Raw genomic sequence first — 22,335 nt, 5'->3', positions numbered from 1 at the left:
TTATTATGGCCATTCTTCTTCTGGCAGAACACGACAACGCAACCCTTTCCGACCAGACCGCCAAGACGCTGACGGCAGCCGCCAAAATCGGTGGCGACGTGCATGTGCTGGTGGCTGGCTCCGGTGCAAAGGCTGCGGCCGATGAAGCTGCAAAGCTGTCCGGCGTTGCCAAGGTGCTGCTTGCTGACGACGCGTCCTACGCAAACCAGCTGGCAGAACCGCTTGCTGCGCTGATCGTATCACTGAGCGGCTCTTACGACGTCATCATCGCACCTGCGACCGCATCGGCCAAAAACGTTGCGCCGCGCGTTGCAGCTCTGCTCGACGTCGCACAGGTATCCGAAATCACCGAAGTGGTTTCCGCTGACACCTTCAAGCGCCCAATCTATGCCGGTAACGCCATCCAGACCGTACAGGCAACTGACGCCAAAAAGGTCATCACCGTTCGCACGGCATCTTTCGCTGCGGCTCCAGCCGGTGGTTCCGCTGCTGTTGAAGCGATCGCTGCTGCGACCAACCCAGGCGTTTCGTCCTTCGTGTCGGACGCACTGGCATCGTCTGATCGTCCTGAACTGACATCTGCCAAGATCATCATCTCCGGTGGCCGCGCACTCGGCTCGTCGGAAAAGTTCAAGGAAGTCATTCTGCCGGTTGCTGACAAGCTGGGCGCGGCCGTTGGCGCATCGCGTGCGGCTGTTGACGCCGGTTATGCACCAAACGACTGGCAGGTTGGCCAGACCGGCAAGGTGGTTGCTCCTCAGCTTTACATTGCTGCTGGTATTTCCGGTGCCATCCAGCACCTGGCTGGCATGAAGGACTCGAAGGTCATCGTGGCCATCAACAAGGACGAAGAAGCACCAATCTTCCAGGTTGCTGACTACGGCCTAGTGGCAGACCTGTTCGACGCTCTGCCTGAACTCGAAAAAGCACTGTAAGAAAACAGGCACTATGCCTTGATTGCCGGGCAGGAAACTGCCCGGCAATATTTATTAATCCCTGCACCCATATATAATGCCCGCATAACTGCACCCGCTTTGCCCGGAGGAAACAGCACCATGACCGTTACATTGAAAAATATCGGCATTATCGGAGCGGGCCAGATGGGTTGTGGCATCGCCCATGTTTCGGCATTGGCCGGATACAAGGTGCATATTTACGACCTGAGCCAAAGCGGCATTGAAGCTGGCCTTGCCACCATCAACGGAAACCTGGCCCGTCAGGTCAGTCACGGCAAGCTGGAAGACGAAAGCCGCAAGAACGCGCTGTCCAAGATCAGCGGTTCGACCGATATCAATGATCTCGCATCGATGGATCTGGTGATCGAGGCGGCAACTGAAAACGAAGACATCAAGCGCAAGATTTACGCGCAGGTTTGCCCGGTTCTGAAACCTGAGGCACTACTGGCGACCAACACCTCGTCGCTGTCGATTACCCGCCTTGCATCCGCCACCGACCGCCCGGAACAGTTCATGGGCATCCACTTCATGAACCCGGTTCCGGTGATGAAGCTGGTGGAACTGGTGCGTGGTATCGCAACCGGCGAAAAAACATTCGACACCGCCAAGGGATATGTTCGCTCGCTCGACAAGGCGATCACTGTCGCCGAAGATTTCCCGGCCTTCATCGTCAACCGCATCCTGCTGCCGATGATCAATGAAGCGATCTACACGCTTTACGAAGGTGTTGGCACGGTTGAAGCCATCGATACCGCCATGAAACTCGGCGCCAACCACCCGATGGGTCCGTTGCAGCTGGCAGACTTCATCGGTCTCGACACCTGCCTCTCCATTATGCAGGTGCTGCATGATGGTCTCGCAGACAGCAAATATCGCCCCTGCCCGCTGCTGGTCAAATATGTCGAGGCTGGATGGCTGGGTCGTAAATCAGGCCGTGGCTTTTATGACTACCGTGGCGAAACACCGGTTCCGACCCGCTAACAGTTCGCCATTACGCGGGGGAGAAAAGGTAAATTCACCCCCGCCATATCATTGGATCACGGCCCCTTGGCCGCCGTGATCAGGGCTTTGGCATCAGGGCTGTCCCATGCAGCCGGCCCATTCATCGATGCCAGCAGACATCCCTTGCCATCAAATAGCAGGGTGGCAGGCAGGCCAAAGGCCAGACCTTCCTTTTTCAGCACATTAAAAACGCCCATCGAACTGTCGCGGTAGTAACCGAGCGCACCGATCTTGTATTCGTCAAGGAAGGTTTTCGGCTTTTCATCGCCGCCCGTATCAATATTGACGGCAACCACTTCAAAGTCCTGCCCACCGATCTCCTGCTCGAGAGCGTTGAGTGCCGGCATTTCTTCACGACATGGCACACACCACGTGGCCCAGAGGTTCAAAAGCACCGTCTTTCCGGCAAAATCCGCCATCGTTAGGCTCTGACCTTCCGGCCCCTTGAAGGTAAGGTTGAGCGGACGCGGCTCCGACGCCGGTGCCATCGCAGCCACCTGCCCCTTGGAAAAGGGCGTCAACGCCGCAATACGGTCGCCTGCACCTTCACATAAACCGGCGACATTGGCCTGAGCCTCTTGAACCGAGCTGCCAGACCCAATATGCCTCATGTAAACCGCACCTGCACCGGCGATGATACCGGCAAGGGCAGCAATTCCAACAAGCTTGGCAGAGGGAAGGCGAAATGGTCTTTTTTCTGTCACTACATACTCCGGGACTGGCAAACCATGGCTGACGGCAACGACACGAAATCCTCTAACCAGATGTGGGGCGGGCGATTCGCATCCGGTCCGGCCGCAATCATGGAAGAGATAAATGCCTCCATCGGCTTCGACAAGAAACTTTATGCCCAGGACATCCGCGGCTCTATGGCGCATGCTGCCATGCTGGCTGAAAAAGGCATTATTTCGCACGAAGATAAAGACAAGATCACTGAAGGCCTGAACACAATCCTGTCAGAGATCAAAAACGGCACGTTCGAATTCTCGCGCAAGCTTGAAGATATTCATATGAATATCGAAGCCCGCCTCGCCAACCTGATTGGCCCTGCTGCAGGACGCCTGCACACCGCCCGTTCGCGCAACGATCAGGTCGCGCTCGATTTTCGCCTGTGGGTGAAGGAAGAGCTTCAGAAAACCGAAGCCATGCTGACGGATTTGATTGCTGCGTTCCTCGACCGCGCCGAACAACATGCAGACACCGTCATGCCGGGCTTCACGCATCTGCAAACCGCCCAGCCTGTTACCTTCGGTCACCACTGCATGGCCTATGTCGAAATGTTCGGCCGTGACCGCGCCCGTGTTCGCCACGCCATCGAACATCTGGACGAAAGCCCGATCGGTGCTGCCGCACTTGCCGGCACCGGTTATCCGATCGACCGTCACATGACCGCCAAGGCACTCGGTTTCCGCGAACCGACCCGCAACTCCATCGACACGGTTTCAGACCGCGACTTCGCGCTGGAATTCCTGTCGATTGCCTCGATCTGCGCCACGCATCTGTCGCGTCTGGCGGAAGAAATCGTCATCTGGTCGACACCACAATTCGGCTTCATCCGTCTGTCGGATGCATTTTCGACCGGCTCTTCGATCATGCCGCAGAAAAAGAACCCGGATGCTGCTGAACTGGTGCGCGCCAAGACCGGTCGTATCAATGGTTCCCTGGTTGCCCTGCTGACCGTGATGAAGGGCCTGCCGCTGGCCTATTCAAAGGACATGCAGGAAGACAAGGAACAGGTCTTCGATGCCGCAGAAAGCCTCGAACTGGCGATTGCCGCGATGACCGGCATGATCCGCGACCTCGAAGTCCGCACCGACAAAATGCGCGCAGCTGCCGGTTCTGGTTACTCCACGGCAACCGATCTGGCCGACTGGCTCGTACGTGAAGCCGGCCTTCCGTTCCGTGATGCGCACCATGCCACCGGCCATGCTGTGGCACTGGCCGAAAAGAAGGGCTGCGACCTCGCCGACCTGTCGCTTGAGGAATTGCAAGCCATCAACCCGGCTATCACCAACGGCATTTTCGATGTTCTTTCTGTCGAAGCCTCGGTTGCCAGCCGCACCAGCTTTGGCGGTACGGCACCGTCTGAAGTCCGCAAACAGATCGCCTGGTGGCGCGCGCGCAACTGATCAATTTAGCGTTACACCAGCATCACAAGAAACAGGGTGCACAAGCGCCCTGTTTTTCTGTATCAGAAGAGCAACTTTTTCCTTTGGACAGACCCATGCTTTCAAAAACGGTTCGTAGCTTCCTTCTTCCCCTTGGCATGACGCTGGTCGTCAGCCTCGTCGTTACCGGTTGCGGCCGTAAAGGCGCGATTGATCCGCCAAGCACGCCGGTAGAGCTGCGCAACAAACGCCCGGCAGATGGCCAGGAAGTCAAACAGGTTACGCCTGAGCGTCCTTTCGTTCTCGACCCGCTGCTTTAACGGAACTTAGACCGTGAACCATTTTCAGTATATTGACGGTGTCCTGCACGCCGAAAACGTGGCCGTGCCAGAAATCGCCAAGGCCGTCGGCACCCCCTTTTATGTCTATTCCACAGCCACGCTGGAACGCCACTACAAGGTGTTTTCGGCAGCCTTTGCCGATGTCGATTCCATGGTGTGCTACGCCATGAAGGCAAATTCCAACCAGGCTGTGCTCAAGACATTGGCCCGTCTGGGCGCCGGCATCGACGTCGTGTCCGGCGGTGAGCTACGCCGCGCACTGGCAGCCGGTGTTCCCGCCAACCGCATCATGTTTTCAGGCGTTGGCAAGACCGTTGTCGAAATGGATCTGGCACTGGAAGCAGGCATTTACTGCTTTAACGTTGAGTCCGAGCCGGAACTGGAAGTGCTGAACCTGCGCGCCATCAAGGCTGGCAAGAAGGCACATGTTTCCTTCCGCATCAATCCGGATGTCGACGCGCGTACCCATGCCAAGATCTCGACGGGCAAAAAAGAAAACAAGTTCGGCATTTCCTACCAGCGTGCCCGCGCCGTTTACGCCCATGCGGCAACGCTTGAAGGTATTCAGGTTACCGGCATCGACATGCATATCGGCAGCCAGATTACCGAATTGCAGCCGTTCGAGGACGCATTCCGCCTGCTGCGCGAACTGGTTGAAGAGCTGCGCACCGAAGGTCATGTGATTGATCACGTCGATATCGGTGGCGGTCTCGGTATTCCCTACAAGGACGACAACAACCCGCCGCCACTGCCAGATGCCTATGCCGAGATCGTCAAGGCACAGCTTCGCAGCTTGAATTGCAAGATCGTTACCGAACCTGGCCGCCTGATTGTTGGCAATGCCGGTATTCTGGTAACCGAAGTGCTGTTCGTGAAGGACGGCGGTGAAAAGACCTTCGTGATCGTTGACGGCGCCATGAACGACCTCATTCGCCCGACCCTTTATGAGGCCTATCACGAAATCCGTCCGGTCAGAATTTCTGCCGCCAATGCACCGCGCATCAAGGCCGATATCGTTGGCCCAGTCTGCGAAACCGGTGACTATCTGGCGCTTGATCGTGAAATGGCGATGCCGAAGCCCGGTGATCTCATTGCGGTCGGTTCGGCTGGAGCCTATGGCGCGGTTCAGGCGGGCACGTATAATTCACGCCTGCTCGTTCCCGAAGTGCTGGTCAAGGGCGATGAATTCCACGTCATCCGTCCGCGTGGCACCTATGAAGAGCTGATCGGACTTGATTCCGTGCCAAAGTGGCTGGATTGAGATCGGCATTCCCGATCACTTTTGAGAGAAATCATCGGAAAAATGAGGGTGAGCAGCCGCTTGCCCTCGTCTTCGCCATAAACAGTGTTATCTTGTAGACATTGCACCAGCACGTCAGGCGTCCGTTTGGACAGCTGATCGGGGTGTGGAAATTTCGATGTGCGTGTCGTGCTTTGCGAAAAGCGATTAGGATTTTCGCACCGATACGCTAAAATATTTTGCGATTCCGGTTATTGCGGGATCAGGTGGCCAGAACCGGGAGAACGGATTGATGACCACATCCAGACAAGGCAGAAAAGGCGCCTTCGAAGGACAACCTGCGCTGGCCCGGAAGGTCGCAGCGAAGCGGTTTGTGGCCAGATTGGTGCTGCTGGCTGAGCGCGCCGCCCCCCTTTCCATTTTACCGCTGTCGATTATCGCCATTTTCCTCTCGCTGGCTTGGTTCGGTGTTTACCGTCAATTGCCGGACTGGCTTCGTCTCGGCGTCGTTTTCATTCTGGTCTTCGGCCTGCTGTCGTCGCTGTTACCGTTCCTGCGTCTGCGCTGGCCATCAGCCGATGAAGCTGGGCGCCTGCTTGAAGAACGTAATGATCTGCCGCACCAGCCTGTCGGCGTGCAGGAAGACGAGCCAGCATTCGACACGCCGTTTGCCCGCGCGCTGTGGAAAGAACACCAGCTGCGCATGGCGCAACGTATCGCCACCCTCGATGCCGGCCTGCCGAAACCCGATATTGCCCGCCATGACCGTTTTGCGCTTCGCGCTATTCCAGCACTTGTTCTGGCAGCAGCGTTCGGCTTTTCCTATTCCAATGGTGCCGGCACCGTTGTTGAGGCATTCCGCAACACTCCCGCAGCCGGACCAATCAATCCTGATTTGCGCATCGACGCATGGGTCACACCACCCTCATACACCGGGCGTGCACCGATTTTCCTGACCGGACGTAACGAGGCTGCGACTGAGGCCGTGGCGGTGCCACAGGCATCGAAACTGACAGTTCGTGTCACCGGCGGTGAAGGTGGAGAGCAGGTCAGCTTTGAGCCGGAAGTGGCAGGCCGTTTGCAACCCCTGCAGCCAGAAACAACCTCAAGCGGACAGACACCACCGCAAGCAGCGGCAAACAACGCCCCTGCTCCCGAAGCAGACAACAAACAGCTTCCGCCACGAACCTACTCGCTAGAAATCGCCGAAAGCGGCACCCTTGTTGCAAATGGCGAACAATGGGTCTTTGACGTTATCCCGGATAAGCCACCGGTCATCTCCTTCGACAAGATGCCGCGTCGTGCCGTGAACGGCGCGCTTGAAATCGGCTTTATCGCTTCGGATGATTACGGCCTGCGTGAAGCGCACGCGATCATCGAACCTGCGGAAACAAACGAAGACGCAACACCTCTTTATCCCCTGCCGGAATACAAGCTGGACCTGCCACGTCAAAACAGCCGCGAAATCAAAGGTCTGACCAGTCGCAACCTGACGGAACATCCGTTGGCGGGCAAAAAGGTGCGCATCACTCTGGTCGCCAGCGATGGCGCCGGACAGGAAGGTCGTAGCCCTTCACATGAAATGGTTCTACCCGGTCGCGGCTTCAGTGAACCACTGGCAGCAGCGGTTGCCGAACACCGCCAGATTTTCGCACTTGATACCCGACAGATGCCGAAAGCCATTGCCTTTAACGAGGCGGTGACAATGCGTCCGGAAGAAACCATCCCCAACAAGACGCATTATCTGCTGCTGCGCTCTGCTCATACCCGCATGAAACTTGCCTACGACGAGGCTAGCCTGAAGGACACTGCCGATTACCTCTGGGAAATCGCCCTCGGCATTGAGGACGGTGATCTGTCGCTGGCCGAGCGCCGGTTGCGCGATGCACAAAAGCAGCTTTCCGACGCGCTTGAACGCAACGCACCGGACGAAGAAATCGCCAAGCTTATGGAAGAACTGCGCAACGCCATGCAGGATTTCATGAGCGAAATGGCGCAGCGTATGCAGAATGCGCCGCAATCCAACATGAACCAGCAGGCGCAAAATTTCCTGCGCCAGCGTGACCTGCAAAACATGCTGGACCAGATTGAAAATCTGGCCCGCTCCGGCAATAGAGATGCCGCGCAGCAGATGCTGTCACAGCTGCAACGCATGATGAACAATCTGCAGATGGCACGCCCGCAGCAGGGTCGTCAGAACCAGCAGAACAGCCAGCTGCGACAGCAGATCGACAAGCTCGGCGAAATCATGCAGCAACAGCAGCAACTGATGGACCAGACCTTCCAGTTCGATCAGGCACTGCGTGACCGCATGCAACGCGGCGATCCACAGCAGGAAAGCGAAAACGGCGAACAGCAACAGGGTCAGCAAGGCCAGCAGGGTGACCAGCAACAGCCAGGTCAGGGTCAGAATCCCACCGACCAAATGACGGCGGAGCAGCTTCGTGAAGCTTTAAAGCAACTGCGCGCGCAGCAGGACGCACTTGGCAAGCAGCTGGGTGAATTGCAGCAGGGTATGAAAGATCTTGGCATGCAGCCCGGCGAAGGCTTCGGCAAAGCCCAGCAGGAAATGCAGGGTGCCGGTGAAGCCTTGGGCCAGGGACAGGGCGACCGCGCTGTTGAGGGTCAGGGCAATGCCCTGAATGCTCTGCGCCAAGGTGCACAGGACATGATGAGCCAGATGATGCAGGCCATGCGCCAACAGGGTCAGGGCCAAGGTCAGGAAGACGGCATGATGGGTCAGGGCGGCCAGAACGGCCGTGATCCGCTCGGTCGTCCACGGGCCACCAACGGTCCGGACTTTGGCGATCAGGTGCGTGTGCCCGATGAAATCGATGTGCAGCGAGCCCGCGAAATTCTCGAAGCAATCCGCGAGAAACTGGGACAGAACCCGCCGGGCGAAGCGGAACGCCGCTACCTCGAGCGTCTTCTGGATATCCGCTAGGACCTTATTCCAAAAGCGGTTGGACCGCTTTTGGAGAGCCCAGATACTGTCGTCAGGTCAGATCGTGCAGTTCTTTGCCAAGTGGCGCGGTGAGTTGAAAATCTGAGAAACGGACCTTTAACCCTGCCCGTTCAGGCGTGCAGGCCATCGGGCCCACCAGATAAAGGTCAGCGACATCAAAAGGCGCGAGCCGCACGAGCGGCCAGAACTGGCCATCGGCAGACACCTGCACGCGGATAACACCCTTTTCAACCGTGACCCGCATCCAGAAATCATCAGCATTGCCTTCGTATGGCGCAGTTGACCAGTCGGAGCGACCGTTGGTCAATACACTCGCCAGCATCGCGCGACCGTCGGAAAGCTCGATCCCGGCCTTGATCCAGCGGCGCTCATCAATCCGCACCATGATGCCAGCCTGATCGTAAAGCGCCTGATAAGCGCCGCGAATACGAAACTGGCATGTAAAAGCCGGTGGTGTCTGGACGCCGAAAAAATGCCCGCTGTCACGCGTGAAGCCGTAATAGGTCTCACGCCAATAATCAGAACCCTCGTCCGTCACCAGATCAAGAATACCATCCTTTAGCGACCAATCCTTCGGCTCATTCAGCCAGACACCGTTTTTCAAGTCACGCTCCTGTCAGCAATGTTGGGAAGGTTTTAAACTGCACCGGTTTTAAATGAGGATATAGAAAAGGAAAACTGCAATGCCTACGACACAAACGCAAGGCAGCTCAAGCCGCCGTGCGGGCCGCCAAGGCACGTGCAACAGCCATGCGAATATCGGGCAAGGCAAATGGCTTGGAAACCACGTCTACGACCTTCTCCATCAGGTCGTCAGCCCGCTCCCGCTGTTCGGCATAACCGGTCATCAAAAGAATGCGCATGTCAGGAAACTGCGAGGCCGCGCGGTGGGCAAGCTCAATGCCGTCCATAACCGGCATGCGGATATCAGACAAAAGCAAATCAAAGTTATGTTCCTGCAGTTTCTCCAGCCCCTCGGCGCCATCAGCCGCCTCATGGGTCTCGTGGCCATCTAGGCGCAAGGCACGCGCCACAAATGAACGCAGCGAATCCTCGTCTTCGGTAATCAAAATTTTTGCCATAATAACCATTGCTCCTGGCAGTCATCTCCAGCCGTGAGCAAAATCGCCGCTGCACCTTTTCAATCGGTAAAGATTGCGCCCTTTGTTACAAGATAAGACGCGATGCAGCGGACATGGTTAACAAGCGGTCATCAAAACGGAGGCGCTTACGCCTCCGCATCACCCTTCACGACGCCAACAAACGGCAGTTCGCGGAAGGCATAGGCCACGTCCATGCCGTAACCAACGACGAAATAATCGGGGCATTCGAAACCGACATAATCAGCCTCGAGGTTTTCCTTGCGCTTGACCTTCTTGTCGAGAAGAACGGCGATGGTCACGTTGCGGGCGCCACGCTCATAAAGCAGTTCCTTGGCGAACAGCAACGTGCGGCCAGATTCGAGAATGTCATCGATCAGCAGAACGTCGCGGTCCTTCACATCGCTGTCTATGTCTTTGACGATCCGTACACCTTGCGAAACCGTGCCAGCACCGTAGCTCGACAGGGTAATGAACTCGACTTCAGGCGCAAGACCACTGTCATGCAGCGAGCGAATGAGATCGGCAGCGAAAATGAACGAGCCTTTGAGAACCGCGATGACCAGCAGGTCTTTTGTTGGACCCGAAGCGATGCGCTGCGCCATATCCCGGTTACGCTCGGCGATTTGTTCCGCCGTATAAAGCGGCTCGATGATCTTTCCACGAACGACGGGCAATGCAATCTCCTTGACTGACTGTCGGGCAGACCTTGACCTACCCGTTCAACGAAAGGAAATCCGCTACCACAATCACGAACCGGAAACACCCGTTTCCATGAAGGAAAGCTTCACACGTGGCGTTTTTCCACCGGGATGGCGCAATTTTGTCGTGAATCCGTGGCTTTGACGCCCCAGAATTTCGCTAACCGGTGCTTCGATGACAACACTGGCAACCAATTGGCCATTTTCGGACAGAAGATCAGCACGGATATCTGGAACCGCCACCACATCGCCGCCATGGTTCTCGACAATACCGTTGATGGACAGCACTTCCATGCCATCTGCATCCTGCGGTGTGATGGTGACATGGGAAAGCCCAAGCGGATTCACCTGTTCCTGCGCAGCAGACGGGGTGCCCGAAACGAGTGTGAAACCACCGGAAACGCCGAAGACCACGATGACAGAAAGCGCCACCAATGCCGAATAAGCATCGACAGACAATTTGCCAAGGCGTCTTTCCACGCGCTGCATTACGCCGGAGACCGGACGAGACGGCATCACACGCTGTTGATAACGGCGTTGCCGATTGTCATTGCCATAGCCGCGTGCCGGTGTTTCCTTTACCGTCACAAATTCGGCATCGACCACATCGTTTGCTGGCGTGCCGGAACGGGGCGCTTTTCGCGCGGGATGTTCAGGCAGGAGAAGATCGAAATCGAATGTGTCATGACGACGCGACGAACGGAACATACCCATGGAATTTCCTCTATGGTTTTCCGCCCTTTGAAAACTGGGCATTGAAACAAATACTCACCAAACGTAAATTTAAATGGTTAATGCTTCGCAAACATCGGGTCATCGCAGACACCGCACCACGGGCATGAAACCATGCAGCGACCTGAAACGTTCCATGCAAAATTGCCGTTGTGAAAGAGAAAGACTGGAAGTCCGTTGATCCATTTCGAAAATGTCGGGTTACGCTATGCTATGGGCCCCGAAATCCTCAGGGACATGACCTTCGATATTCCCAAAGGATCATTCCAGTTTCTGACCGGCCCTTCCGGTGCTGGTAAAACTACTCTTCTACGGCTTTTGTTTATGTCACTGCAGCCAACCCGCGGCATGATCCGCATGTTTGATCGTGACATTTCCCGCATTCCCCGCGCAGAACTTCCACTTTTGCGCCGGCGTGTTGGTATCGTGTTTCAGGATTTTCGCCTGCTTGAACATTTGACGACCTATGAAAATGTCGCGCTGCCGCTGCGAGTGCGCGGCAAGGACGAAAGCTCCTATCGTTCCGATGTGATTGAGCTTCTCAAATGGGTGGGACTGGGCGAACGCATCAACGTGTTGCCACCCATTCTATCCGGCGGTGAAAAACAACGTGCAGCAATTGCCCGTGCCCTGATGGATCAGCCGGAAATTCTGCTGGCCGATGAACCGACCGGCAACGTCGACCCTCCCATGGCCAAACGGCTTCTCAACCTTTTTCTCGAATTGAACCGGCTGGGAACCGCCGTTGTTATCGCAACGCATGATTTTGCATTGATGGATCAGATCGACGCACGCCGCATGATCCTTACCGAAGGGCGGCTCGACATCTATGAATGAGATCAACCGCCAACAGCTTTCACCGCAACAGAACCGCAAGCAGCGGCCTGCCATGCGCATCCGTCCGATGGGCCCGATCCTGCCCCCGTCCAATATTCAGGGCAACGCACTGATCGTCGTTATCGCCATCATGGCATTTCTTGCCTGTCTGACGCTGGGTGCTGTCAGCATGATCCGCGCAACGGCATCATCTTGGCAAAGCCAGATTTCCCGTGAGATTACCATCCAGATAAAGCCGGAGGACGGTCTGGACATGGCCGCCGCGCTGAGCAAGGCGCGCAACCTTGCTCTCACCTTCGTCGGCACCCGCGAAGGCACCATTCTCGATGACGCGGCCACAGCCCGCCTGCTCGAACCATGGCTCGGTTCGGGCCTTGATCTCAACGAACTGCCTGTGCCACGCCTCATCGTCGTTACCATCGACGAAAACAATCCACCTGACTTTCAGGCCATGCGTGACTTGCTGAAAACCGAAGTGCCGCAAGCCTTTCTCGATGACCACCGCACATGGGTAGACCGTCTGGTGTCTATGGCGCGAACAACCGTGATGATCGGGATCAGCGTGCTGGGTCTGGTTTTCATTGCTATGGTGCTGACCGTGGTCTTTGCAACACGCGGCGCACTTGCCGGCAACAGACACATCGTGGAAGTTTTGCATTTCGTCGGTGCGGAAAGCAAATTCGTTGCGCATGAATTCCAGAAACACTTTCTCAAGATCAGCTTCAAAGGTTCAGCCGCTGGCGGATTGCTCGCCTCAGCTGTGTTCCTGCTGGCGGGCTTTTGGCAATCACGCTCCATCGCCACTCCGCAAAGCGATCAGGCTACAGCACTGTTCGGCACGTTTTCGGTTGGCTGGACCGGTTACCTCGGCATCTTCGGCACGATGATCTTCATCGCGCTGCTCACCACCCTGACGGCAAGGATGACCGTCATTCGCACGATTGACGATATTGACCAGATGCGTTCTGACGCTTCCCGCACTGATGGAATTCCTCCGGGCTGAAATTGATTGGCTTGGAAATGCCTGTTCCTTGCCTCAATCTGCCATTATTGATTAGACATGCTGATGAGTCGGTCGCAACGCAACGATGAGACAAATATCTCACGGGAAAGCAGATCTGGAAAGGATTTGCTTTCGCGGCGTGGACCATTGCGCCGCACGGCGCGTTATCTGATCCTCATTATCCTCATCATTACAGCCGTTGTTTTTGCCGGTTTCCTGCGCTTTGCCGATGCGGTTGCGACCATGCGACCGCCAGAAGATATCAAGGCAGATGCGATTATCGTATTGACCGGTGGCTATCAGCGGATCGATCAGGCCGTCGAACTTCTACGCTCCGGTGCTGGTACACGGCTGTTGATTTCCGGAGCCAATCCTTCGACCAGCCGCGCCCAGATCCGCAAGATGACACAAAGCTCGAGCGATCTGTTTTCCTGCTGCGTTGATGTTGGTTATGACGCTATCGACACCATTGGTAACGCCAATGAAGCGGCGCGCTGGATTACCGATCACGACTATTCGAGCGTTCTGGTGGTGACGAACAATTACCACATGCACCGCAGCCTCTATGAACTGCGCCGCGCAAGCCCAAAGACCGAATTTGTCGCCTACCCGGTTGTCAGTTCGGACCTAACCCGAAAGAACTGGTTCGCCGACCCGGATGTGTTGCGCACCCTGCTCTATGAATATGCAAAATATGTTGGTGCAGCCGCCCGTGATATGGTTGGCATGGGCAAAAGCAATGGCCTTCGCGGCACAGCCTCTCAGGACGCAAAATAAAACGGCACTTGCCGTAACTGCGCCTTTTCGTGTAGGCGTGCGGTAATTGCACCCGATATTGTGGTTTCGAAATATCTCCCCTCGAAACAGCGGATGTGCCCGGAGAGTTGCCCTTTATGCTCAAGCTGCGTTCCGCACTGTTCAACACCCTGTTTTATGCCAATCTCATCCTCAGGATGGTCGTGCTGACGCCGATCTACTTCATCCTGCCGCGCAAGATCGCCTATGAGATTCCCAAGAACTGGGCCCGTTCCAGCCATTGGCTGATGAAAAACATTGTCGGAACAACCTTCGAGATCGAAGGTCTGGAAAACATCCCGACCACTGGCTGCATTTTTGCGCCCAAGCACCAGTCCTTCTGGGACACCTATGCATTGCTGCCAAACCTCAATGATCCGGTTTACATCCTCAAGCGTGAACTGCTTTGGATCCCGCTGTTTGGTTGGTACGCGATGAAGCAACGCATGATCCCGGTCAACCGTGCCGCACGCGGCAAGGTTATGTTGAAGGTGATGGAACGCGCTAAGCAGGAAATGGCGAAAGGCCGTGAGCTCATCATTTACCCTGAAGGTACTCGCCGCCCGCCGGGTGCTGAGCCACAGTACCGTTACGGCATCGCCCGCCTTTACCGTGATCTCAATGTTCCGGTCGTTCCCGTTGCCATGCATCCGGGCCTGTTCTGGCCACGCCGTTCGACCATGCGTTATCCCGGCCACTTCAAAGTGCGCATTCTGCCGCCGATTGAACCGGGTCTAGATCCGGATGCGTTTTTCAAAAAGCTGATACAGGTCACCGAACAGGCAAGCGACGAGTTGCTGGTCGAGACGGCAACCAGTAATCCGAACCTTCCCTTGCCGCCAACCGCCATCAAGCGTCTGGAAGAAATCAAGGCGATGAAAAATCCACACGGCTGAAGGTCGCTTCCAAACCTGTCACGGCAGGAAAGCGACCCGTCTTGCTAGCACTTTCATGACAGGGACGTTTGTTACAATATTGTGTACTAGTCACGGTTTTGCCGCTTATGGCCGTTCTCATTGTAGTTGTCGCCCTGCGCTGCTGCATCCATAAGAGTGGATTACCGTTTGGGCGACGAATCGCCCAAACGACCCCGGGAGAGACGACGTCTATATGATTGTAATGAAACAGATGAGGTGGGGCGGAGCGGCCTTGCTGGCCTTAAGCTTCGCATGCGCTGGAATATTACCCGCATGGACTGGCTATGAAAATGGCCCGATTGAGAATGCCCAGGTTTTGATATTGCTGGGTGGCGCAGTCGTGGCAATGGTTTTCGCCGCAGATCAACAATCAACGCTGCGATGGTTCTGGTTGGCCGTCATGCCTGTCTGGATCGTTATGGCGCTGCGCGAATTGAGTTGGGGGGGCGTCTTCATGCCGGCCCTGTCCGTCAGTGAACACGGACCATATTTCTCATCCTCTCAGCTTTGGTATAGATCTTACATCGTACCAATGCTGGTGGCAGTGAGCCTTCTGGTTGCCGTGCTTTTTATCAAGGCCAAAGGCCCGCATATTCTGAAGTACTTGGTCACTACGCGGCAGCTTCCCTACGCTGATATTGTGCTTGTTATTCTCGCAATGATCATTTCAGCCGGCGCCGAGGGGCATATGGGCCTGAATTTCGGTGATTGGGGTCACATGCTGGTTCTGGAGGAGATGTCAGAAACGGCGGCTTATGTTTTCCTGCTCTCCGCCCAGGCGCGGGTGGGGCTGGCGCTTCGGCACTACAGCCCCAACTAATCCCAATACGGCGACAAATGGGAGGGAGATAGCGGCTTAACCGCCGCTCTGCTCTAGGCCAGATGCAACATTTTCCAGCCATGGATCACGAATACCGATATCCGCCAGATGCTGGATTGTGTTGACCACGTAATCAGTGTTGGGGCCAGACCGACCAACACTTGATCTCACGATCCGGGCGGCATCTTCGGCGCTCAAGCCACCGGCATATTGTTCGTGCAGCGGGTCGGCCACATAGGTCACGGCACTGACCTTATGCCCGGCCGCCAAGCTAACCGGGACAATACGTTCTTTATAAACATTGGTGACAAGTTCGCGCTCGCGCAGGTAGCCGATAACCTCGCCGTGATTGCTTCCCTTGACACGGAAAGCCACGCCACGGCAGGAGCCACCGCGGTCCAACCCCAGAACAAGACCAGGCTTTTCCAACGTACCACGGTAAACGCTCGACCATATGCACAGAGAGCGTCGGTAACCATGCAAACGGGCCGTCTGACGTTCCTCAAACGCAAAACCCGGGTTCCACATTAAGGAGCCGTAGCCAAATACCCAAAAATCGTCCATATCGCACGCCAGATCATTATTATGTTTCGTCGCCAGCCTTGGAGAACATCATGGCAGCATCAAGCCAATCGACAAGCAACAAAAAATTTCTCTTGCTCGGTTCGGGCATTGTGCTGGCAATCGCTGTTTATACCGGCGGCTGGTTCTATGCCGCATCGGCCTTGCGTGAAACGGTCTTGAAAACCATCAGCCCGGCCGGTGGCAAGGAAATCACCGGCGAATGCGTGGACATGGATTTCCGCGGTTATCCATTCCGCATCGGTCTGTTCTGCTCCAAGGTGAATGTCGATGACAGCACCAACGGCATTTCTGCTTCGTTCGGCTCGCTGCGGTCGGCAGCGCAGGTCTACGCCCCCAATCACATCGTCATGGAACTAGACTCCCCGGCGGAAATCCGCACGGCTCACGGCCTGTCGATCAATGCCGCATGGGAAAACCTGCAATCCAGCCTGATTGCCAAGTTGAAGGGTGTTGATCGTACCTCAACCGTTATCGACGGGTTGAAGGCCACAGCGGTCTCTTCCGTCAGCGGCCAGACAATCAACTTTAATGCTGGGCACACGGAAATTCACCTGCGACAAAACAATGCCGATCTTGATGCCGCCATTTCCATGACCGATTCGGCAACCGTGATTGAAGGCTGGCCGCAGGTGCTGCCGCGCCTTTCCACCAATCTGGACGTCACGCTTGTCGGCAAGGCCGGTATGATTGATGGCAGCGACGAAGCGGGGCTTTATGGCGCAACCGGCGAACTCCGTCAGGCCGTTGCAGATATCGGCGAAGGCCGCACCATGACGCTGACTGGCCCGTTTTCTTTCGATGAAAGCGGTTATCTCTCGGGCAAGTTCAAGCTGGAAGTGCAGCAGCTCGGTAAATGGGGCAACAGCGCCAAGGAAGTGTTTCCGCAGCTGGCACCGACCATAGACAGCGCCACTAAGCTGCTGCGTGCGCTTGCGGGCGGCAGCCAGCGTGTATCGGTCGATCTGGTGGTGGATCGCGGCCGCGCGACCGTAAGTGGCTTTATTCCTCTGGGAAATATACCGCCGATCTGAACCGGCGGCAGGGTTTTCCAAATTACTTCTTGTCGAGGATATGCCGGCCGAAATCCGGCGTATCCACATCCTGCCCCGCCTGAACGATAGAACGGCGGATGGCACGTGTGCGGGTAAACAGCTCAAACAGCTTGTCGCCCTCACCCCAGCGAATGGCGCGCTGCAAATAGGCCAGATCTTCGGAAAACCGTGACAGCATTTCAAGGATGGCATCCTTGTTGTGCAGGCAGATATCCCGCCACATGGTTGGGTCGGACGCGGCAAGACGCGTAAAGTCACGGAAACCCGACGCGGAATATTTGATGACTTCCGATTCCGTCACCGTCTCCAGATCGTCGGCGGTGCCAACAATATTGTAGGCGATGATGTGCGGAAGATGCGAAACGATAGCCAGCACTTTATCATGGTGCTCGGGCGTCATTTCATCGACCATGGAGCCGAGTGTCTTCCAGAAGGTCTTCAACTTTTCCAGCGCCTGCGGATCGGTGCCTTCAAGCGGCGTGAAGATGCACCAGCGGCTGCGGAACAGTCCCGCAAAACCGGCATCTGGGCCGGACTTTTCGGTACCGGCCAGCGGGTGCCCGGGAATGAAATGAACACCCTGTGGCATATGCGGCTGCATCTGCGCGATAACTGATGCCTTGGTCGAGCCCACGTCGGTAACGATCGCACCGGGTTTCAGATGCGACGCAATCTCGATCGCCACGCGTTCGGAAGCACCAACAGGCACCGACACGATCACCAGATCGGCATTCTTGACGGCCTCGGCCGCCGAAATTGTATAATGCGTGCCGAGTTGCAGTTCTTCCGCACGCTTCAGCGTCTCGGCACTGCGGGTCGACACCACAACATCGTTGGCGATGGACAGTTCCTTGATATCGCGTGCGATGGACGAACCGATAAGACCGATACCGATCAGGGCAATTCTCTCGAAATGAACATCGCTCATGCGCTGCGTCCCATAAATTCTTTCAGAGCAGATATAACGCCAAGATTGGCCTCTTCCGAACCCACGGTCATGCGCAGCGCATTGGGGAAGCCATAGCCGCGCACAGCGCGCAGGATGAAGCCGCGGCTGGTCAGGAATTCATCGGCATCCGTTGCCCGCTTGCCGTCAACGTCAGGGAAATGAACCAGAACGAAGTTGGTCACGGATGGCGTGACAGTCAGGCCAAGGTCGGTAAACTCCTGCGCCAGACGCTCCAGCCAGATCTTGTTGTGGGCGACGGCCTTTTCAACAAAAGCCTGGTCACGAATGGCAGCGGCACCGGCAGCGAGCGCAGGTGCGCTCATATTGAACGGACCGCGCACGCGATTTACCGCATCAACAACGTCAACCGGTGCATACATCCAGCCAACACGAAGTGCAGCAAGACCGTAAACCTTGGAGAAGGTGCGGGTCATCACCACGTTGCGGTTGGACGACACCAGTTCAAGCCCGGCCTCATAATCATTGCGGCGAACATACTCGGCATAGGCCGCATCAAGAACCAGCAACACATGTCTTGGTAGGCTCGCCTGCAGCCGACGAATTTCCGCAACGGGAACATAGGTGCCGGTCGGATTGCCGGGATTGGCGATGAACACCATTTTTGTCTTTGGTGTAACAGCTGCCAATATTGCATCGACATCAACCGTGCAGTCACGCTCTTTCACGGTCACTGGCGTTGCGCCAGCACCCATGATCTGAATGCGGTACACGAGGAAACCGTGCTCGGTGATGATCGCTTCATCTCCAGCGCCGAGATACACATGGCACAGCAGACCCAGCAGCTCATCGGAACCATTGCCACACAGAATGTTGGCAAAGTTCAAACCATGAATGTCAGCAATCGACTGCCGCAGAACGGTGGCCTGACCGTCCGGATAGATTTCAAGATGGCTGGCGGCCGTGCCAAAAGCTTCAATCGCTTTGGGGCTTGGGCCAAGCGGCGTTTCGTTTGACGAAAGCTTGTACACCTTGGCGACACCCGGCGCATGTTCCTTACCCGGAACATAAGCGGCAATGTCCAGAATGCCCGGACGTGGAACGGGTTGGCTCAGCTCTTCATGCATGGAAACGACCTTTAGAAAAACGCCTGCTCAAACGGCATGGTGAATACCGGAAATTACAGCACCCAATCTGCGATTGCTCCCATCGCAATTAGGAACGCCATAACCTGTTGAATGCCGATTGCTCCTAGACCGGAACGCAGGATTTGTCGAGGGTTAGGCCGTGTTGACTGGTCGTGTTTGGGCCGTTGCCTGGAAGGAAATGACGCAAGCCTCAGCAGCACGACCGAACGTCGCGCCGATATCCACTCATTTTCGCGACACAAACCTGGAGATTTTCACCGAGCTCAGCGCCGTTTTGTCTCGCTCGACCGCGTGCGGGTGGTCGGTATTCCCTGCGGCGCCAGCACCGGCACGAATACGCGGCGGGAGGCGCGCTGTGAAACCGGCAGGCCCTGATAAAGGCGCTTCTGCGCTTCCACGATAATCACGCCGGAAAACACCGGCCACAGCTTGCGGCCAATAGTTTCAAAATAGCGCCGCAGCTTGAGAATGAATTTGAGCTTCGACGGCGGAAACAGCAGCGCTTCCGTCGACACACCCGGCGTGAAGTTTGCCTCGCGCAGCAAAGTCGTCAGCTGCCCGCGTGAATAGGGTCTGCCCGAGCCGAACGGTGTGTGCTCCATACGCGCCCAGACGCCACGACGATTGGGAACAACGATCACCAGCCGTCCACCGGGGGCCAGCACACGCCAAAGCTCGGTCAGCGTTTCACGCGGATTTTCGGCAAACTCCAGCGAATGCACCAACAACACACGATCAATCGACGCGTCCGGTAGCGGCAATTCTTCGTCAAACACCAAAGCAGTGGAAGACAGCTCTCCGGCTGGCCAATTCACCGCGCCCTGCCCGGCAGGCATGAAAGCAAAGGTCCGCTCGGTATCGGCACGAAAACGATCGAGATAGGGCACAGCGTAACCCAGCCCCAGCAGGCGTTCCTCCGGCAGCGGCGGCCACATGGTGGAAAGCGCCATCACGATGGATTGCTCAGCCAGCCTTCCCAGTGTGGAATGATAAAATTCGCGCAGATCGACAATATCGGTGTTCATAGCCAGAATGTAGCAGCAGCCGGTTGGACTTCAAGGACAATGCACTTACATGAAAGAACGCACAACCGTAAGCCAAGGAGGAGCCTGCCATGAAACCTTTGGAAATAGAAACCTTCCTGTGCCGCAGTGATAATTTCGGCGTGTTGTTGCACGACCCGGTATCAGGCGAGACGGCTTCCATCGATGCGCCGGAGGAGCAGCCGATCATCGAGGCGGCAAATCGCCGTGGCTGGACGCTCACGCATATTTTCACCACACATCACCACCACGACCATGTCGATGCCAATCTCGCGCTGAAAGAGAAGTTTCGCTGCACCATTCTTGGGCCTCACGGCGAAGCAGTTGCGATTCCCGGCCTGGACAAAACGGTGATGGATGGCGACGAGTTCGAATTTTCCGGACGCAGCATCACGGTGATCGAAACACCCGGCCACACCGCTGGGCACGTTTGTTATTACCTCCCCGAGGACGGCTTGCTGTTTGCCGCCGATACTTTGTTTGCGATGGGGTGCGGCCGCCTTTTCGAGCGCCCAGCAGCCGATATGTGGCACTCCTTCCAGAAACTGATGGCCCTGCCCGATGAAACCAAAGTTTATTTCGGTCACGAATATACCGTCTCCAATGCCAGTTTTGCCTTAACTGTCGACCTTGAAAACCCGGCACTGAAAACGCGTGCCGCCGAAGTATCCGCCCTGCGAGACGCCGGCAAATTTACGATCCCCACAACGATCGGCCTTGAAAAACAGACCAATCCCTACATGCGTGTTGGCGATGCGGCGATACGCCAACACCTGGGTATGATCGATGCCAGTGATGAGGACGTATTTGCAGAAATCCGGACCCGGAAGGATAATTTTTGATGACAGCGCAGGCCATCATCAGGGAGCTTGAATTGCAACGCCATCCGGAAGGTGGCTGGTATCGCCAGACCTTTCGCGACACGCAGGGCAGCCAGCGCGGTCACTCAACGGCCATTTATTATCTGCTGGAAGCCGGTGAACGCTCTCACTGGCACCGGGTGACCGATGCGGTGGAGGTCTGGCACCATTATGCTGGTGCACCGCTGAAATTGCATATTTCGGAAAATGGCACGGATAGCACCACCATCAATCTCGGCCCGGACGTTCTGGCGGGCGAGCGGCCGCAGGGGCTTGTTCCGGCGGGCTGGTGGCAATCGGCAGAAACAACGGGAGAGTTTACCCTCGTTGGCTGCACGGTGTCGCCGGGCTTCGAGTTTTCAAGCTTTGAAATGGCTGCACCGGACTGGCAGCCTGAAAGCGCCTGAGCGCCGTCAGGTCAAACCGTCAGCCGCCATATTTGGTCGCCGTTATGTAAACGGGGCCAACCTTGGTTGGAATACGTGCGTAGACTGGCGCGTAGAGATCCATGTTCTCGGCCTTTGCAAACCAGACTTCCATGGAAATGGATTTCAGGTACTCGATATCGGCGCGTCCCTCACGAAAGCCTGATTTCGGCACATAACGAAGGGTGCAAACGATAGCATCACCACTAAAGCCGGTTGTCGAAAACGGCCGTGTACCCTTCGAACTCAACACCAGATCCATGCGCGATTCACCGTCATAGATCGGCAGACGGCTGGGGCATACGCGGCCACCAGCCGGAATGATCAGACCGGAAATCGGATCGAGAACAGAGCGCAGGTCTCTGTCACGCACCTCAACCCAGTTTTTGGGTTTGGTCTTTGGTTCAGGTCGCACGACCGTCGCTGTCACGTTGCCGTTGCGATAACGGACCTCGTAGGTCCGCGTGCGTTTGCCATCCTTGTAAACCAGCGTGTATTGGTTTGCGAGCATACGGTTGCCACGCTTGATGCCGGATACCGTGGTACGACCGGAAATGTCCTTGATGACGCTGGCTATGCCGGCGGCGTTGAACGACCCGGTGATCGAATAATTGCCATCAGTCATCTTGGTCGAGAACGACGCCTTGGCAATCGGCAGAATTCCTAGGTTAATGCTGTACTCGCTTTTGTGATATGTATCGGCAGCCTGCGACACGCCAAATGACGCCAGCAAGAAAGCAGTGGCCTGTAGATATTTCCGTCCGATGGCTATCATTCTCGCCTACCTTTGGCCCCGCA

24 protein-coding genes are annotated in these 22,335 nt (G+C 56.2%); 14 read left to right on the top strand and 10 right to left on the bottom strand.

The genetic code is table 11. From position 1 onward, the window contains the following. Positions 1–5 precede the first annotated feature (5 nt). On the top strand, positions 6–935 hold the full coding sequence (locus PYL13_RS26305) for an electron transfer flavoprotein subunit alpha/FixB family protein (protein WP_275643746.1): 930 nt from the start codon (positions 6–8) through the stop codon (positions 933–935). A 120-nt stretch (positions 936–1,055) separates the two neighbouring features. Further along, positions 1,056–1,937 carry a 3-hydroxybutyryl-CoA dehydrogenase gene (locus PYL13_RS26300; protein ID WP_192491520.1) on the top strand — a complete coding sequence of 294 codons (882 nt, stop codon included), beginning with the start codon at positions 1,056–1,058 and terminating at the stop codon, positions 1,935–1,937. A gap of 56 nt (positions 1,938–1,993) precedes the next feature. Here the strand turns inward: PYL13_RS26300 and tlpA are convergent, their stop codons facing one another. After that, entirely contained in the window at positions 1,994–2,662 is a 669-nt protein-coding gene (tlpA, locus tag PYL13_RS26295) for a thiol:disulfide interchange protein TlpA (RefSeq protein WP_250985541.1), read from the bottom strand. Positions 2,663–2,686: 24 nt separating this feature from the next. Between tlpA and argH the strand changes: the two genes are divergently transcribed. From argH to PYL13_RS26275, 4 genes are all read left to right on the top strand, one after another. Then, a complete protein-coding gene (gene argH / locus PYL13_RS26290; RefSeq protein ID WP_259149479.1) occupies positions 2,687–4,087 on the top strand; it encodes an argininosuccinate lyase in 1,401 nt (466 codons plus the stop codon). A 95-nt stretch (positions 4,088–4,182) separates the two neighbouring features. Next, complete coding sequence (locus PYL13_RS26285) at positions 4,183–4,386, top strand: hypothetical protein (protein ID WP_250985539.1); 204 nt, start codon at positions 4,183–4,185, stop codon at positions 4,384–4,386. Positions 4,387–4,399: 13 nt separating this feature from the next. Continuing rightward, entirely contained in the window at positions 4,400–5,668 is a 1,269-nt protein-coding gene (gene lysA / locus PYL13_RS26280; RefSeq protein WP_275643747.1) for a diaminopimelate decarboxylase, read from the top strand. Positions 5,669–5,939: 271 nt separating this feature from the next. Next, positions 5,940–8,591, top strand: a complete 2,652-nt coding sequence (locus PYL13_RS26275; protein WP_275643748.1) for a TIGR02302 family protein — start codon at positions 5,940–5,942, stop codon at positions 8,589–8,591. Positions 8,592–8,643: 52 nt separating this feature from the next. Here PYL13_RS26275 and PYL13_RS26270 read toward each other — a convergent pair whose 3' ends face one another. The 4 genes from PYL13_RS26270 to PYL13_RS26255 all read right to left on the bottom strand — a co-directional run bounded on the left by PYL13_RS26270 (position 8,644) and on the right by PYL13_RS26255 (position 11,121). Beyond that, positions 8,644–9,216, bottom strand: a complete 573-nt coding sequence (locus PYL13_RS26270) for a DUF1349 domain-containing protein (protein ID WP_275643749.1) — start codon at positions 9,214–9,216, stop codon at positions 8,644–8,646. A gap of 106 nt (positions 9,217–9,322) precedes the next feature. Beyond that, positions 9,323–9,694, bottom strand: coding sequence for a response regulator (locus PYL13_RS26265; protein WP_192491527.1), 372 nt, complete (start codon positions 9,692–9,694; stop codon positions 9,323–9,325). Between the two features lie 146 nt (positions 9,695–9,840). Next, positions 9,841–10,389, bottom strand: coding sequence for a hypoxanthine phosphoribosyltransferase (gene hpt, locus PYL13_RS26260; RefSeq protein ID WP_192491528.1), 549 nt, complete (start codon positions 10,387–10,389; stop codon positions 9,841–9,843). A 72-nt stretch (positions 10,390–10,461) separates the two neighbouring features. Continuing rightward, on the bottom strand, positions 10,462–11,121 hold the full coding sequence (locus PYL13_RS26255; RefSeq protein WP_250985626.1) for a hypothetical protein: 660 nt from the start codon (positions 11,119–11,121) through the stop codon (positions 10,462–10,464). Between the two features lie 201 nt (positions 11,122–11,322). Here PYL13_RS26255 and ftsE point away from each other — a divergent pair, with 201 nt between their 5' ends. From ftsE to PYL13_RS26230, 5 genes are all read left to right on the top strand, one after another. Continuing rightward, positions 11,323–11,982, top strand: a complete 660-nt coding sequence (ftsE, locus tag PYL13_RS26250) for a cell division ATP-binding protein FtsE (protein ID WP_275643750.1) — start codon at positions 11,323–11,325, stop codon at positions 11,980–11,982. Next, on the top strand, positions 11,975–12,985 hold the full coding sequence (locus PYL13_RS26245; protein WP_250985535.1) for a cell division protein FtsX: 1,011 nt from the start codon (positions 11,975–11,977) through the stop codon (positions 12,983–12,985). The genes ftsE and PYL13_RS26245 overlap by 8 nt, the downstream gene beginning before the upstream one ends. 63 nt (positions 12,986–13,048) lie before the next feature. Continuing rightward, entirely contained in the window at positions 13,049–13,762 is a 714-nt protein-coding gene (locus tag PYL13_RS26240) for a YdcF family protein (protein WP_405049472.1), read from the top strand. A gap of 116 nt (positions 13,763–13,878) precedes the next feature. Continuing rightward, positions 13,879–14,676 carry a lysophospholipid acyltransferase family protein gene (locus PYL13_RS26235; RefSeq protein WP_275643751.1) on the top strand — a complete coding sequence of 266 codons (798 nt, stop codon included), beginning with the start codon at positions 13,879–13,881 and terminating at the stop codon, positions 14,674–14,676. Positions 14,677–14,890: 214 nt separating this feature from the next. Then, positions 14,891–15,517: a hypothetical protein gene (locus PYL13_RS26230; RefSeq protein WP_275643752.1), complete on the top strand. Its 627-nt coding sequence runs from the start codon at positions 14,891–14,893 to the stop codon at positions 15,515–15,517. Positions 15,518–15,553: 36 nt separating this feature from the next. Here PYL13_RS26230 and PYL13_RS26225 read toward each other — a convergent pair whose 3' ends face one another. After that, complete coding sequence (locus PYL13_RS26225) at positions 15,554–16,081, bottom strand: gamma-glutamylcyclotransferase (protein WP_192491534.1); 528 nt, start codon at positions 16,079–16,081, stop codon at positions 15,554–15,556. Positions 16,082–16,131: 50 nt separating this feature from the next. Between PYL13_RS26225 and PYL13_RS26220 the strand changes: the two genes are divergently transcribed. Continuing rightward, entirely contained in the window at positions 16,132–17,133 is a 1,002-nt protein-coding gene (locus tag PYL13_RS26220) for a DUF2125 domain-containing protein (protein ID WP_275643753.1), read from the top strand. Between the two features lie 22 nt (positions 17,134–17,155). On the opposite strand, the gene PYL13_RS26215 is transcribed toward PYL13_RS26220, so the two are convergent. The 3 genes from PYL13_RS26215 to PYL13_RS26205 form a co-directional block, all read right to left on the bottom strand. Next, complete coding sequence (locus PYL13_RS26215) at positions 17,156–18,082, bottom strand: prephenate/arogenate dehydrogenase family protein (RefSeq protein WP_250985529.1); 927 nt, start codon at positions 18,080–18,082, stop codon at positions 17,156–17,158. Continuing rightward, complete coding sequence (gene hisC, locus PYL13_RS26210; protein ID WP_250985528.1) at positions 18,079–19,188, bottom strand: histidinol-phosphate transaminase; 1,110 nt, start codon at positions 19,186–19,188, stop codon at positions 18,079–18,081. The genes PYL13_RS26215 and hisC overlap by 4 nt, the downstream gene beginning before the upstream one ends. A gap of 284 nt (positions 19,189–19,472) precedes the next feature. Beyond that, positions 19,473–20,234, bottom strand: a complete 762-nt coding sequence (locus PYL13_RS26205) for a class I SAM-dependent methyltransferase (protein ID WP_250985527.1) — start codon at positions 20,232–20,234, stop codon at positions 19,473–19,475. An 89-nt stretch (positions 20,235–20,323) separates the two neighbouring features. Here PYL13_RS26205 and gloB point away from each other — a divergent pair, with 89 nt between their 5' ends. Continuing rightward, complete coding sequence (gene gloB, locus PYL13_RS26200; RefSeq protein ID WP_275643754.1) at positions 20,324–21,094, top strand: hydroxyacylglutathione hydrolase; 771 nt, start codon at positions 20,324–20,326, stop codon at positions 21,092–21,094. Then, on the top strand, positions 21,094–21,519 hold the full coding sequence (locus PYL13_RS26195; protein ID WP_275643755.1) for a cupin domain-containing protein: 426 nt from the start codon (positions 21,094–21,096) through the stop codon (positions 21,517–21,519). The genes gloB and PYL13_RS26195 overlap by 1 nt, the downstream gene beginning before the upstream one ends. Before the next feature lie 19 nt (positions 21,520–21,538). Here PYL13_RS26195 and PYL13_RS26190 read toward each other — a convergent pair whose 3' ends face one another. Next, positions 21,539–22,312: a DUF3108 domain-containing protein gene (locus PYL13_RS26190; protein WP_259149493.1), complete on the bottom strand. Its 774-nt coding sequence runs from the start codon at positions 22,310–22,312 to the stop codon at positions 21,539–21,541. Positions 22,313–22,335 lie beyond the last annotated feature (23 nt).

It is taken from the genome of Agrobacterium sp. Azo12 (assembly GCF_029193765.2).
Taxonomy (GTDB): Bacteria; Pseudomonadota; Alphaproteobacteria; order Rhizobiales; family Rhizobiaceae; genus Agrobacterium.
The sequence above is the reverse complement of the archived record's forward strand: the minus strand, read 5'-3'. Positions and strand labels throughout refer to the sequence as shown.